General features: G+C 67.7%; 12 protein-coding genes. All 12 read left to right on the forward strand.

Annotation, left to right across the window (positions count from 1 at the left end; all coding sequences use genetic code 11):
* Positions 1-81 precede the first annotated feature (81 nt).
* The 12 genes from nusG (at position 82) to rpoB (ending at position 14,019) form a co-directional block, all read left to right on the forward strand.
* On the forward strand, positions 82-1,014 hold the full coding sequence (gene nusG / locus B840_RS01705) for a transcription termination/antitermination protein NusG (protein ID WP_188656852.1): 933 nt from the start codon (positions 82-84) through the stop codon (positions 1,012-1,014).
* Between the two features lie 199 nt (positions 1,015-1,213).
* Positions 1,214-1,651 carry a 50S ribosomal protein L11 gene (gene rplK, locus B840_RS01710; protein ID WP_042620685.1) on the forward strand — a complete coding sequence of 146 codons (438 nt, stop codon included), beginning with the start codon at positions 1,214-1,216 and terminating at the stop codon, positions 1,649-1,651.
* 84 nt (positions 1,652-1,735) lie between these two features.
* Positions 1,736-2,446: a 50S ribosomal protein L1 gene (gene rplA, locus B840_RS01715; protein WP_042620686.1), complete on the forward strand. Its 711-nt coding sequence runs from the start codon at positions 1,736-1,738 to the stop codon at positions 2,444-2,446.
* A 105-nt stretch (positions 2,447-2,551) separates the two neighbouring features.
* Positions 2,552-3,394, forward strand: a complete 843-nt coding sequence (locus B840_RS01720; RefSeq protein ID WP_042620687.1) for a PhzF family phenazine biosynthesis protein — start codon at positions 2,552-2,554, stop codon at positions 3,392-3,394.
* A 74-nt stretch (positions 3,395-3,468) separates the two neighbouring features.
* On the forward strand, positions 3,469-5,391 hold the full coding sequence (locus B840_RS01725; protein ID WP_229676550.1) for a heavy metal translocating P-type ATPase: 1,923 nt from the start codon (positions 3,469-3,471) through the stop codon (positions 5,389-5,391).
* Between the two features lie 106 nt (positions 5,392-5,497).
* On the forward strand, positions 5,498-6,643 hold the full coding sequence (locus B840_RS01730; protein WP_042620689.1) for an ABC transporter permease: 1,146 nt from the start codon (positions 5,498-5,500) through the stop codon (positions 6,641-6,643).
* Positions 6,640-7,317, forward strand: coding sequence for an ABC transporter ATP-binding protein (locus tag B840_RS01735; RefSeq protein ID WP_042620690.1), 678 nt, complete (start codon positions 6,640-6,642; stop codon positions 7,315-7,317). The genes B840_RS01730 and B840_RS01735 overlap by 4 nt, the downstream gene beginning before the upstream one ends.
* 10 nt (positions 7,318-7,327) lie before the next feature.
* Positions 7,328-7,924 (forward strand): TetR/AcrR family transcriptional regulator, encoded by a 597-nt coding sequence (locus tag B840_RS01740; protein WP_042620691.1) that lies wholly within the window; start codon positions 7,328-7,330, stop codon positions 7,922-7,924.
* Positions 7,925-8,163: 239 nt separating this feature from the next.
* A complete protein-coding gene (gene rplJ / locus B840_RS01745) occupies positions 8,164-8,679 on the forward strand; it encodes a 50S ribosomal protein L10 (RefSeq protein WP_042620692.1) in 516 nt (171 codons plus the stop codon).
* A 78-nt stretch (positions 8,680-8,757) separates the two neighbouring features.
* The gene (rplL, locus tag B840_RS01750) at positions 8,758-9,144 is read left to right on the forward strand and encodes a 50S ribosomal protein L7/L12 (RefSeq protein WP_042620693.1); all 387 of its coding nucleotides are present in this window, start codon (positions 8,758-8,760) and stop codon (positions 9,142-9,144) included.
* 113 nt (positions 9,145-9,257) lie between these two features.
* Complete coding sequence (gene pgfA / locus B840_RS01755) at positions 9,258-10,208, forward strand: cell envelope lipid trafficking protein PgfA (protein WP_042620694.1); 951 nt, start codon at positions 9,258-9,260, stop codon at positions 10,206-10,208.
* A gap of 310 nt (positions 10,209-10,518) precedes the next feature.
* The gene (gene rpoB / locus B840_RS01760; protein ID WP_188656879.1) at positions 10,519-14,019 is read left to right on the forward strand and encodes a DNA-directed RNA polymerase subunit beta; all 3,501 of its coding nucleotides are present in this window, start codon (positions 10,519-10,521) and stop codon (positions 14,017-14,019) included.
* Positions 14,020-14,043: the final 24 nt, after the last annotated feature.

Here is a 14,043-nt window from a genome sequence, read left to right on the forward strand (position 1 = left end):
TCGGCGGGATTATTCATTGGCCGCGGCCGGTAAACTGGCTCGAAACGGCCTTTCCGAGTTGCCCTACACACCTGGAGCATCATGAGCGAAGAATTCGCATCCGAGAACCTGTCCGAGAACCTGTCCGAAAACCCCGAGAACGCCGGGGCCTTCGACGCCGCCGAGCTGCTCGGCGATGACACCGCGGACCTCGCCGACGAGGCCACCGCGGAGACCACCGACGACGAGGCCGCTGTCGCGGACGTCGAGGCCGAGGTCGAGCCGGAGGAAGCTCCCGCCGAATTGGCCGAAGAACCCGAGGTGATCGAGGAGGATTCCCTGGCCGCCGCCGCCGCGGCGCTGGGCGACACCACCGAGGAAGACACGGAGGCCGAGTACCGCCGGCGCGTGCGCGAGTACACCCGCGAGCTGAAGAAGCTGCCGGGCGACTGGTACATCATCCAGTGCTACTCGGGCTACGAGAACAAGGTGAAGACCAACCTCGACATGCGCGCCCAGACCCTTGAGGTCGAGGAGTACATCTACGACGTCGTCGTCCCCATCGAGCAGGTCATCGAGATCAAGGACGGCAAGCGCAAGCTGGTCAAGCGCAAGCTGCTGCCGGGCTACGTCCTGGTCCGCATGGAGATGAACGACAAGGCGTGGTCCGTCGTCCGCGACACCCCGGGCGTGACGAGCTTCGTGGGCAACGAGGGCAACGCGACCGTGGTCAAGCACCGCGACGTGGCGAAGTTCCTCATGCCGAAGGAAGCCTCCGTCGAGGGCGAGGCCGCGGCCGTCACCTCCGAGGGCGAGAAGGTCGTCGCCATGCCGGACGAGCAGTCCAAGCCGTCCCTGGCGATGGACTTCGCGGTCGGCGAGGCCGTCACCATCCTCACCGGTGCGCTGGCCTCCGTGTCCGCGACGATTTCGGAGATCGATCCCGCCACCGGAAAGATCCAGGCGCTTGTCTCCATCTTCGGCCGTGAAACCCCCGTGGAGCTCACCTCCGACCAGATCGAAAAGATCAACTGATGATTTGGGCGGCACGCTGACCGTGCCGTAGGCTTGACCCTCGCGCGTGCGCAAGTGCCGCGCGACATCCAGACATTCATCCCCGGTGGCCGGGATACGTGAAGATCCAGCGACGTCCGTCCTGGTAGCGGGGCCCGGCATCCGGACGGCGGCCGTCATCATCGTGACGGTTGCCGGTACCACGGAACGAGGTAATTCGATGGCTCCCAAGAAGAAGAAGAAGGTCACTGGCCTCATCAAGCTGCAGATCGATGCTGGCGCCGCTAACCCGGCTCCGCCGGTCGGCCCGGCCCTCGGTGCCCATGGCGTCAACATCATGGAGTTCTGCAAGGCCTATAACGCGGCGACCGAGTCCCAGCGCGGCAACGTCATCCCGGTCGAGATCACCGTCTACGAGGACCGCAGCTTCGATTTCAAGCTGAAGACCCCGCCGGCCGCCAAGCTGCTGCTGAAGGCCGCCGGCCTGCAGAAGGGCTCCGGCGTCCCGCACACCCAGAAGGTGGGCAAGGTGACCATGGCTCAGGTCCGCGAGATCGCTGAGACCAAGAAGGAAGACCTCAACGCCCGCGACATCGACGCAGCAGCGAAGATCGTCGCCGGCACCGCCCGCTCCATGGGCATCGAGGTCGAGGGTTAATCCCTCTCCCTTCCCCCGACGACGTGGCAGGGCCAGCTCCGGCCCGCCTGACCACATCAATCCCTCCCAAGAAGGAATTGCACAATGAGCAAGAACTCCAAGGCATACAAGGCCGCCGCCGAGCTGGTCGACAAGTCCCGCACCTACTCGCCGATCGAGGCAGCGAAGCTGATCAAGGAGACCTCCTCCAAGAACTTCGACTCCACCGTCGACGTCGCGATCCGCCTCGGCGTCGACCCGCGCAAGGCTGACCAGCTGGTCCGCGGCACCGTCTCCCTCCCGCACGGCACCGGCAAGACCGTCCGCGTCGCCGTCTTCGCCGCAGGCGAGAAGGCCACCGAGGCTGAGGCCGCCGGCGCCGACGTCGTGGGCACCGACGAGCTGATCGAGCAGATCACCGCCGGCACCATCGACTTCGATGTCGCGATCGCCACCCCGGACCAGATGGCCAAGGTCGGCCGTGTCGCCCGCGTGCTCGGCCCCCGCGGCCTGATGCCGAACCCGAAGACCGGCACCGTCACCACCGACGTCGCCAAGGCTGTCGCCGACGTCAAGGGCGGCAAGATCTCCTTCCGCGTGGACAAGGCCTCCAACCTGCACGCCGCCATCGGTAAGGCGTCCTTCGACGAGAAGGCACTGGCTGAGAACTACGGCGCTCTGCTCGACGAGCTGCTCCGCATCAAGCCGTCCTCCGCCAAGGGCATCTACCTGAAGAAGGTCACCCTCTCCTCCACCAACGGCCCGGGTGTCCCGGTCGACGCTTCGGTGCAGAAGAACTACGCCGGCGAGGCTTAACCCTCCACCGGTAGCCGACCAGAAACGCGGCGCGGGACTTAAAAAGTCCCGCGCCGCGTTTTTCATGCCCCGGCCCGCCCCGCCGGCGGCCCTATACTCGGCGGCATGAGCCGCATCCGAGACTTCGCGCAGGTGGACGTGTTTTCCGCCGAACCCTACCGGGGCAACCCACTGGCCGTCATCCTCGACGCGGAGGGACTCGATGAGGCGGAGATGCGCCGGATCGCCAGCTGGACGAACCTCTCGGAGACCACGTTCCTGTGCCCGCCGGTCCACCCGGAGGCGGACTACCGTGTCCGCATTTTCACCCCCGCCGGGGAGCTGCCCTTCGCCGGGCACCCCACCCTCGGTTCGGCGCACGCCTGGTTGACCAACGGGGGTTCCCCGCGGCGCACGGGGGAGGTGGTGCAGGAATGCGGTGCGGTCCTGATCACCGTCCGGCAGGCGGGGGAGGAGCTCTTCTTCGCCGCGCCGCCCACAACACGCTCCGGGCCGCTCGACGAGGAGACCCTCGGCCGGATCTGCGCCGCCCTGCGCATCGGCCGCCGTGACGTGGCCGGCCACCAGTGGGTGGACAACGGGCCGGGCTGGTGCGCGGTGCAGCTGCGCAGCGCGGCCGAGGTCCTCGCGTTGGAGCCGGACCTCCGCGAGTCCGGCGACCTGAAGTTCGGCGTGCTCGGGCCCTGCCCGGAGGGGGCCGAGCACGCTTTCGAGATCCGCGCCTTCGTGCCCTTCGCGGGCAACGGCGAGGATCCGGTGACCGGCAGCCTCAACGCCTCCGTCGCGCAGTGGCTGCTCCGGGAGGGGCAGGTGAGCGGCGGGTACCGGGTATCGCAGGGCACCCGGCTGGGGCGGGCCGGTTCGGTCGCCGTCGAACTCACCGCTGACGGCCAGGTGTGGGTCGGGGGAGCGGTGACGACCTGCTTCCGGGGGAGCGCGATCGCCTAGGTGTATTTCCCAGGGGGATGAGGCCAGCCTGTGCATCCTGGTGGATCCCTCTTTTCCGGAGAACAATGGGGGGTATGACCACCACAGCCCCCCAGACCACGACCCCGACCCGCGCGCCCGACCCGTGGGCACTGTTCATCCGTTCGCGCGACGGACTGATCACCGTCGCCACGCTCGTGGCCATCTTCGTGCACCTCATCCTGTGGTTCGGGATCGGGCTGGACGGTTGGGCGCGGGACTGGCCGCTGGTGGTGGTCGTCGTGCTCGGCGGCATCCCGTTGATGGTCGAGGTGGCGAAGTCGGCCGTGGCCACGCGGGGCGGCGCGGACACCCTGGCCGCCGTCTCCATCATCACGTCCGTGCTCCTGGGGGAGTGGCTTGTCGCGGCCATCATCGTGCTCATGCTCTCGGGCGGCGAGGCGCTGGAGGAGGCGGCGTCGAAACGCGCCTCGGGCACCCTCGACGCGTTGGCCCGCCGGGCGCCGACCACCGCGCACCGGCTGCTGGGCGGCACGTTCGCCGGGGGGACCGAAGAGGTCCCCGTCAACGACATCGCGGTCGGGGACCTGGTGGAGGTGCTGCCGCACGAGCTGTGCCCCGTGGACGGGGAGGTCGTGGAGGGCCACGGCAGCATGGACGAGTCCTACCTGACGGGCGAGCCCTACGTGGTGAGCAAGTCCCGCGGATCGGAGGTCATGTCGGGCGCCGTCAACGGCGACACCCCCCTGACGATCCTGGCGGGCCGGCCCGCGCAGGATTCCCGCTACGCGCAGATCGTCGGAGTGCTGCGGGAGGCGGAGGAGAACCGCCCCGCCATGCGCCGCCTCGCGGACCGGTTGGGCGCCTGGTACACGGTCGTCGCCCTGGTGCTCGGCGGCCTGGGCTGGGCGGTCTCGGGCGATCCGACGCGTTTCCTGGCGGTCGTCGTCGTGGCCACCCCCTGCCCGCTGCTCATCGGCGTGCCGGTGGCCATCATCGGCGCGATCTCGCTGGCGGCCCGGCGCGGCATCATCGTGAAGAACCCCGGCATGCTGGAGAACGCCTCCAGGGTCAGGACGGTCATGTTCGACAAGACCGGCACGCTGACCTACGGCCGACCGGCCATCACCGACATCCACACGGCGGAGAGCTTCTCCGAGGACGAGGTCCTGGCGCTCGCGGCGTCGGTGGAACGCTACTCCCGCCACCCGCTGGCCGAGGCGATCCGCGCCGGCGCGGAGCAGCGCGGACTCGAGCTCCCCGCCGTCACCGAGGTCTCCGAGAAGCCCGGCCAGGGATTGACCGGTGTGGTGGGCGGTCGGCGCATCCGCATCACCAACCGCCGCACCAGCCACGAGATCGACCCGGGCAGCCGCGATCTCATCCCCGTGACCGCCTCCGGCATGGAGTCGATTGTCCTGGTCGACGACCGTTACGCCGCCATGATCCGGTTGCGGGACGAACCGAGGTCGTCGGCGAACGACTTCATCGCCCACCTGCCGAAGAAGCACAACGTGGACAAGTTGATGATCATCTCCGGCGACCGCGAATCCGAGGTCCGGTACCTCGCGGACAAGGTCGGCATCGAGGAGATCCACGCGGGCGTCAGCCCCGAGGGCAAGCTGACGCTGGTGGAGGAGCACAACCGGCGCGGCCCGACGATGTTCCTCGGCGACGGGATCAACGACGCCCCGGCGATGGCGGTGGCGACGGTGGGCGTGGCGATGGGCGCGGGTTCCGACATCACCTCCGAGGCGGCCGACGCCGTCATCCTGGACTCCTCCCTGGAGCGCCTCGACGACCTCCTCCACATCGGCGCCCGCATGCGGCGCATCGCCCTGCAGTCCGCCCTGGGCGGCATGGCGCTGAGCATCATCGGCATGATCCTCGCGGTCTTCGGCCTGCTCACCCCGCTCATGGGCGCGGTCGCGCAGGAGGTCATCGACGTCCTGGCGATCCTCAACGCCGCCCGGGTCGGCCTGGTCCGGGGCCCGTTGAGCGACTTCGACGAGAAGTAACCGGGGGGCAGGGGAGGGGCGGCGACGCGACGTCGCTAAGATATCGACAGCGTGTCGGTAACATCTGCCGGCGCCGCCTCCCTGACCCTGACCGGAGCCCCCACCCATGTTTCTAGCCTGGCGCGACATGCTCTTCGCGCGCACCCGATTCCTCCTGATGGGCCTGGTTCTGGCCCTCATGTCCATCCTCATCGTCATCATCTCCGGCCTCACCGCCGGCCTGGTCAACGACGGCGTCTCCGGCCTGAAGGCCATGGACGCCGACGTCATCGCCTTCGAGGAGGGCACGCAGACCGATTCCGCGTCCACCCGCTCCGTCGTCGACCTCTCCGCGGCAGGCGACCTGGCGGCCGCTGAAGGTGTGGAGGAGACGACCCCCATGGGTCTGACCATCGTCAACGCCCGCAACCAGGACGCCACGCCGGTCGACCTCACCCTCGTCGGCGTCGAACCGGACTCCTTCATCGCCCCGGCGGGACTGCCCGCCATGAGCCCCGGCCGCGTGGACGGCCAGCCCACCCCGACCCCGCACGAGGTGGTCCTCTCCGGCACGCTGCAGGACGACGGGCTGTCCGTCGGCGACACCGTCATTCTCGACCGGCTGGAGACCGAGCTGACCGTCGTCGGTTTCACCGACGACCAGCGCACCTTCGGGCACGTCGACCTGGCCTACGTCCCCCTCGACATCTGGCAGGAGGTCCACGCCGGCGCCCGCGCGGGCGAAGCCGCGGCGCCCTACGCCTACGACCAGGCCTCCGTCGTCGTCGCCCGGGCGCCTGAGGCGGACGTCGAGAAGCTCTCGGCCGCCGCCGGCCTGGACGCGCGCCCCCTCGAGGAGAGCTTCGGTTCTTCTCCCGGATACAGCGCCGAGACGATGACGCTGTCCATGATCGAGTGGTTCCTCTACATCATCACGGCACTGGTGACGGGCGCCTTCTTCCTGGTCTGGACCATCCAGCGCGCCGGCGACATCGCCGTCATGCGCGCCATGGGCGCCACCCGCGCATTCCTCCTGCGCGACAGCCTCGGCCAGGCGGTGGTCATCCTCGCGCTGTCCATCGCCGTGGGCGTGGCACTCGCGGTGGGTCTCGGCCTCTGGCTGGAATCCACGCCGATGCCGTACGTCACCGAGGCGGGTTCCGTCCTCGCGGGCGCGGCACTGCTCTTCATCGCCGGACTGGTCGGCGCACTCATCGCCGTCTTCCGCGTCACCCGCACCGATCCGCTCACCGCACTGGGGGAGAACCGATGACCACGCCCGCTCTCATCCTCGACGACGTCCGCGTCAGCTACGGCGACGGCGACTCCGAGGTCCACGCCCTCGACGGCGTCTCGTTGACCGTCAACCCCGGCGAATTCGTCGCCGTCGTCGGCCCCTCGGGCTCCGGAAAATCCACCCTGCTGGCGGTTGCCGGCGCATTGACGACGCCGGATTCCGGCCGTGTCGCGGTCGCCGGGGAGAAGATCACCGGCCTGGCCGACGCAGAGCTGGCACGCGTCCGCCGGGAGCACATCGGCTTCGTCTTCCAGTCCTCCGGCAACCTCCCCTCCGCGCTCCGCGCCCGGGACCAGCTCGAACTCGCCGCCCGCATCCTCGGGCGGCGCGGCCGGCGCAGCAACGACGAGCTGCTCGAGGCGGTCGGCATGGCGCACCGCGCCTCGCACCGGCCGGCCGCGCTCTCGGGCGGCGAGCGCCAGCGCATCGGCATCGCCCGCGCGCTCGTCGGCGGCCCCGACCTGCTGCTGGTCGACGAACCCACCGCCGCCCTCGACCGGCAGCGCGCCCACGAGATCGTCGCGCTGCTCGCCGAGGAATGCCACGAACTCGGCGTCGCCGGCGTCATGGTCACCCACGACCTCGAGGTGATCGCGCACTGCGACCGCGTCCTCCAGATGGTCGATGGACGGTTGAGCGCCAGGGACTAGGCTTCGGGTCATGCCGAAGATCTCGGAGGCCACCGTCGCACGCCACCGCGCCGCCCAGCAGCGCGCGGTGCTGGACGCCGCCCGGAAGCTCATCGTCGACGGCGGCGGAAAAGTGCCCACCCTCGCCGAGGTGGCCGCCGACGTGGGCCTCGCACGCTCCAGCGTCTACCTCTACGTGTCCTCCCGGGAGGACATGGTCGTCCAGCTGCTGCGGGAGACCATCCCGGCCTGGCTGGACGAACTTGCCGGGCAGATCGGCCGGGCCGGCACCGACCCCGCCGACCGCCTGGCCGTCTACGTCCGCGTCACGCTGGACCTGTTCGTCGAGGGCTCCCACGGGCCGCTCATGACCGCGGCCCAGGCCTTCCCCGGAGCCTTCGCCGACGAGCGGGTCCAACAGGAGCACAACGGCCTGGAGCCTGCGCTGCACACCCTGCTGGGCGATGCGGCGTCCCTGTCCCGTCCACTGCTCGACGCCGCGATCCAGCGCGGCGCGGAACTGGTCGCCCAGTCAGGCGCCGACGTCGAAGCGGTTGCGGCAGTGCTGCAGCGGATGGCACGGGCCTCGTTGGCGGGCGATTTGGAGGAATCACCGGTGGGGGACTAACGTCAACCATCGAAGTTTGAACGGCTCGTGAGAGCCGAGCTCAAGTTTCACCGAAGACCGTCGGTCATCCGATAAGGATCGAAGGATTCCAGGACACTGGAACGGCCCACGCAGGAGACACTTTCGAGCCACCACCTCCTTCCGGGAGGTGATGCGCCCCGTGCTCTTGCACGGGGCTTTTTTCGTTGAAAAGGGTCCCGGCGGATCAACACGACACGTAAAGGGAAGGAGGCGAAGTAATGGCAAACGCGAAGAACCAGGCTGATCTTGCAGATCTCAAGGCCAAGTTCGAGGAAGCAGACACTGTTGTCCTCACCGAGTACCGTGGCCTGACCGTTGCGCAGATCTCTGAGCTGCGCGGCGCTCTCGGCTTCGACGTCCAGTACTCCGTCGCCAAGAACACCCTCATCAAGATCGCTGCCCAGGAAAAGGGCATCGAGGGCCTTGACGAGCACCTGACCGGTCCGACCGCAATCGCCTTCATCAAGGGCGAGGCTGTCGACGCCGCCAAGGTGATGAAGAAGTTCGCCGACGACAACAAGGCGTTCATCCTCAAGGGTGGCTACATGGACGGCAACGCTCTGTCTGCCGACCAGGTCAAGGCCATCGCCGAGCTGGACAACCGGGAGACCACTCTCGCGAAGCTGGCCGGTGCCATCAAGGGCAATCTGGCAAAGGCCGCAGGCCTGTTCAACGCTCCCGCTTCCCAGGTCGCACGCCTCGCCGTTGCGCTCCAGGAGAAGAAGGAAGCTTAAGTCGCCGCTACGGCGCAACAGTTCGACCCCCACACATTCGGGCCTGCTGAAACGGGCCCACAAAGAAAGGAAGCCACCATGGCTAAGCTCACCAAGGACGAGCTCATCGAGGCATTCAAGGAGATGACTCTCATCGAGCTCTCTGAGTTCGTCAAGGAGTTCGAAGAGGTCTTCGAGGTCACCGCTGCCGCTCCGGTCGCAGTTGCTGCCGCAGGTGCCGCCGGCGGCGACGCCGCTGCCGCTGAAGAGCAGTCCGAGTTCGACGTCGTTCTCGAGGACGCCGGCGCCAAGAAGATCGGCGTCATCAAGGCTGTCCGCGAGCTCGTCTCCGGCCTGGGCCTGAAGGAGGCCAAGGAGCTCGTCGAGGGCGCACCGAAGGCCATCCTCGAGGGCGCTTCCAAGGAAGACGCCGAGGCTGCCAAGGCCAAGCTCGAAGAGGCCGGCGCCAAGGTCACCCTCAAGTAAGAGGAACCCCTTTCGCGTGGAACCCCGCACCATCCCTTCCGTGGATGGGGCGGGGTTCTCCCGATTCTGCGCCCAGTGGGGGCCTGTCCTGGCCGGCAGGTAAACTCTCCCCCATGCTGCCTAAGTCCCGCGTGTTCTCCTTCCTCCTGCTCAGCGTCGGAATCGCTCTGCTGGTGGCGGGCCTGGCGGCGCCGCGTTTCCTCCACGAGGACAGCCGGCTGCCGCTGGACCTGGAGAACACGACGTGGACGCTCACCGACGGTGACGCGCAGACCCGCCTGATGACCGATCCCGGCGGCCGCGTCCTCGAGGTGCCCGTCTCCCGCCAGCTCCACATGGAGATCCAGAACCCGGCGGACGAGAACACCGCGACGCTGCGGGTGGGGGAGACCCTCATGCGCGACAGTATGCAGGGGGAACTGGACCGGCTCATCTCCGCCGAAGTGTGGACCTTCGGCGTGGACCGCTCGACGGGTGAGTTCACCACCCCGGCGACGCTCACCGACCAGCTGGCCAGCCCGGTGAGCGAAGTCCCGGTGGACGGCGTGTGGCTGACCTTCCCCTCGGGTGCGGAGCAGACCGCCTACGACGTGTTCGACCCCGAGCTGCGGGAGACCCGCCCGGCGGAGTTCGCCGAGGAGCTCGACATGGACGGCCGCACCGTCCACCGTTACCGGCAGGAGATCGAGCCGACGAACGTGGCGGAGCTCTACGCCGGCCCGTTCAACACCACCACCTTCGCGGACGACGAGCGCGGTTACCTCTTCCACTCGGTCACCCGCGATTTCCTGGTGGACCGGGTTTCGGGCCTGGTCGTGGAGATCCGGGAAGACGTGGACGCCTACTACGGCACCGCCGACGGACAGAAGCGCGAGCAGGTCCTCCTCTTCGAGGGGCGTATGCCGCAGGAGCAGATCGACGCACACCTGGCGGAGGCCGGCGAGATCCGGGACCCCGCGTTCGTCGATGCGGTGCGCCGGGTGGCCATCGGGGTCGGTGCGGTCCTCGCTCTGCTGGGCCTGGCCGGCGCTTTCGGCGTGTTCGGGAGACGACGGGGCCGGTGAGCGGTTCGCCGGGACACTCCGGGAGCGGGCGCGTGGCGCGCAGAGAGTCGTGGTAGAGTCCCGCCGTGAATCCGGGAGAACTCCGGCACCCGAACGGGCTTTACAATACCGGCGGCGTGATATAGGCTGATTCGTTGCGCTGGAATTCGTCTCTGGCCATCACCTGAACCTTGATCTAGCGGCTTGGAAAAGTCGACTTGACAAGGTGATTTTGTGCTATCTGGGGACGGTCATTCCACAGCAGACCGAATGCTAAAATTACCAGCGGCTTCGGTGGTTGTCAGCCAGAACAGCCATCGTCCCGCGTGAGGTGCTGGAAGGACCCATCTTGGCAGTCTCCCGCCAGACCAAGTCAGTGGCCGATATCCCCGGAACTCCCAAGCGTTACTCGTTCTCGAAGAACGCTGAGCCGATTGAGGTTCCCGGGCTCCTTGACCTGCAGCGTGAATCCTTCGCATGGTTGATCGGTACGCCCGAGTGGCGCGCCCGCCAGCAGGAGGAGCGTGGGCCGGAGGCCCGCGTCACCAGTGGTCTTGAGGACATTCTCGACGAGCTCAGCCCGATCCAGGACTACTCCGAGAACATGTCCCTTTCCCTGTCCGCCCCGCGATTCGAGGATGTCAAGCACACCATCGATGAGTGCAAGGACAAGGACATCAACTACTCCGCGCCACTGTATGTGACTGCGGAGTTCATCAACAACGAAACCCAGGAGATCAAGTCCCAGACCGTCTTCATCGGCGATTTCCCGATGATGACCAACAAGGGCACGTTCATCGTGAACGGCACCGAGCGTGTCGTGGTCTCCCAGCTGGTCCGCTCCCCGGGCGTGTACTTCGATCAGACGATCGACAAGTCGACCGAGCGTCCGCTGCACTCCGTGAAGGTCATCCCGTCCCGTGGCGCATGGCTGGAGTTCGACGTGGACAAGCGCGACACCGTCGGTGTCCGCATCGACCGTAAGCGTCGCCAGCCCGTCACCGTCCTGCTCAAGGCGCTCGGCTGGACCGCCGAGCAGATCAAGGAGCGCTTCGGCTTCTCCGAGATCATGATGTCCACCCTCGAGTCCGACGGCGTTGCCAACGTCGACGAGGCTCTGCTGGAGATCTACCGCAAGCAGCGTCCGGGCGAGCAGCCCACCCGCGATCTCGCGCGTTCCCTGCTCGACAACGCCTTCTTCCGCCCGAAGCGCTACGACCTGGCCCGGGTCGGCCGCTACAAGGTCAACCGCAAGCTCGGCCTCGGCGGCGACCACGACGGTCTGATGACGCTGACCGAAGAGGACATCGCCACCACCCTGGAGTACCTGGTCCGCCTGCACACCGGCGAGCGCACCATGACGTCGCCGATCGGCGAGGTCATCCCGGTCAACACCGACGACATCGACCACTTCGGCAACCGCCGTCTGCGCACCGTCGGCGAGCTCATCCAGAACCAGGTCCGCGTGGGCCTGTCCCGGATGGAGCGTGTCGTGCGCGAGCGCATGACCACCCAGGACGCCGAGTCGATCACCCCGACCTCGCTGATCAACGTCCGTCCGGTCTCGGCCGCGATCCGCGAGTTCTTCGGCACCTCCCAGCTGTCGCAGTTCATGGACCAGAACAACTCGCTGTCGGGTCTGACCCACAAGCGCCGTCTGTCCGCCCTCGGCCCGGGCGGCCTGTCCCGTGAGCGCGCCGGCATCGAGGTCCGCGACGTGCACCCGTCCCACTACGGCCGCATGTGCCCGATCGAGACCCCTGAGGGCCCGAACATCGGCCTCATCGGCTCGCTCGCGTCCTACGCCCGCGTCAACGCCTTCGGCTTCATCGAGACCCCGTATCTCAAGGTCGTCGACGGCAAGGTCACCGACGAGATGCACTACCTCACCGCCGACGAGGAGGACCGTTACGCCATCGGCCAGGCCTCCGTCGAGCGCGACGCGGAGGGCAACATCACCTCCGACCGCATCGAGGTCCGCGTCAAGGACGGCGACATCGCCGTCACCGACGGCAAGGGTGTCGACTTCATCGACGTCTCCGCCCGCCAGATGGTCTCCGTGGCCACCGCCATGATTCCGTTCCTCGAGCACGACGACGCCAACCGTGCCCTCATGGGCGCGAACATGCAGCGCCAGGCTGTGCCGCTGGTCCGCGCCGAGGCCCCCTACGTGGGCACCGGCATGGAGAAGCGCGCCGCCTACGACGCCGGCGACATGGTCATCACGCCGAAGTCCGGCGTCGTCGAAAACGTCTCCGCCGACCTGATCACCATCATGGACGACGAGGGCATCCGGGACACCTACCTGCTGCGCAAGTTCGAGCGCACCAACCAGGGCACCTGCTACAACCAGACCCCGCTGGTCGACATGGGCCAGCGCGTCGAGGCCGGCCAGGTCATCGCTGACGGTCCGGGCACCCACCACGGCGAGATGTCGCTGGGCCGCAACCTGCTGGTCGCGTTCATGCCGTGGGAAGGCCACAACTACGAGGACGCGATCATCCTCAACCAGCGGATCGTGGAGGAGGACATCCTCACCTCGATCCACATCGAGGAGCACGAGATCGACGCCCGCGACACCAAGCTGGGCGCCGAGGAGATCACCCGTGAGATCCCGAACGTCTCCGAGGACGTCCTGCGCGACCTCGACGACCGCGGCATCGTCCGCATCGGCGCCGACGTCCGCGCCGGCGACATCCTCGTGGGCAAGGTCACCCCGAAGGGCGAGACCGAGCTGACCCCGGAGGAGCGCCTGCTGCGCGCCATCTTCGGCGAGAAGGCCCGCGAGGTCCGCGACACCTCCATGAAGGTGCCGCACGGCGAGAACGGCAAGGTCATCGGTGTCCGCCGCTTCGCCCGCGAGGACGACGACGATCTGGCGCCGGGCGTCAACGAGATGATCCGCGTCTACGTCGCCCAGAAGCGCAAGATCCAGGACGGCGACAAGCTCGCCGGCCGCCACGGCAACAAGGGCGTCGTGGGCAAGATCCTGCCGCCGGAGGACATGCCGTTCATGCCGGACGGCACCCCGGTGGACATCATCCTGAACACCCACGGTGTCCCGCGCCGTATGAACATCGGCCAGGTCCTGGAGATCCACCTCGGCTGGCTCGCCGCCGCCGGTTGGACCGTCGACCCGGCCGTCGTGGAGAACGCCGAACTGATCGAGACCCTCCCCGAGGAGCTCTACGACGTCCCGGCCAACTCCCTGACCGCCACCCCGGTCTTCGACGGCGCCTCCAACCAGGAGATCGCCGGCCTGCTCGCCAACTCCAAGCCGAACCGCGACGGCGACGTCATGGTCAACCCGGACGGCAAGGCGATGCTTTTCGACGGCCGCTCCGGCGAGCCGTTCCCCTACCCGGTCTCCGTGGGCTACATGTACATGCTCAAGCTCCACCACCTGGTGGACGAGAAGATCCACGCCCGCTCCACCGGCCCGTACTCCATGATCACCCAGCAGCCGCTCGGTGGTAAGGCCCAGTTCGGCGGCCAGCGCTTCGGTGAGATGGAGGTGTGGGCGATGCAGGCATACGGCGCCGCCTACACCCTGCAGGAACTGCTGACCATCAAGTCCGACGACGTTGTCGGCCGTGTCAAGGTCTACGAGGCCATCGTCAAGGGCGAGAACATCCCGGACCCGGGTATCCCCGAGTCCTTCAAGGTTCTGCTCAAGGAGCTCCAGTCCCTGTGCCTGAACGTCGAGGTCCTCGCCGCCGACGGCACCCCGATGGAGCTGTCCGGCGACGATGACGACGATCTCGACGCCGGCGGATCCTCGCTGGGCATCAACCTGTCCCACGACGAGCGTTCCGACGTCGACGCGTCCTAACCTCTAACCCGATATTCGCCATTC

The sequence above is a fragment of the Corynebacterium marinum DSM 44953 genome, assembly GCF_000835165.1.
GTDB lineage: Bacteria > Actinomycetota > Actinomycetes > Mycobacteriales > Mycobacteriaceae > Corynebacterium > Corynebacterium marinum.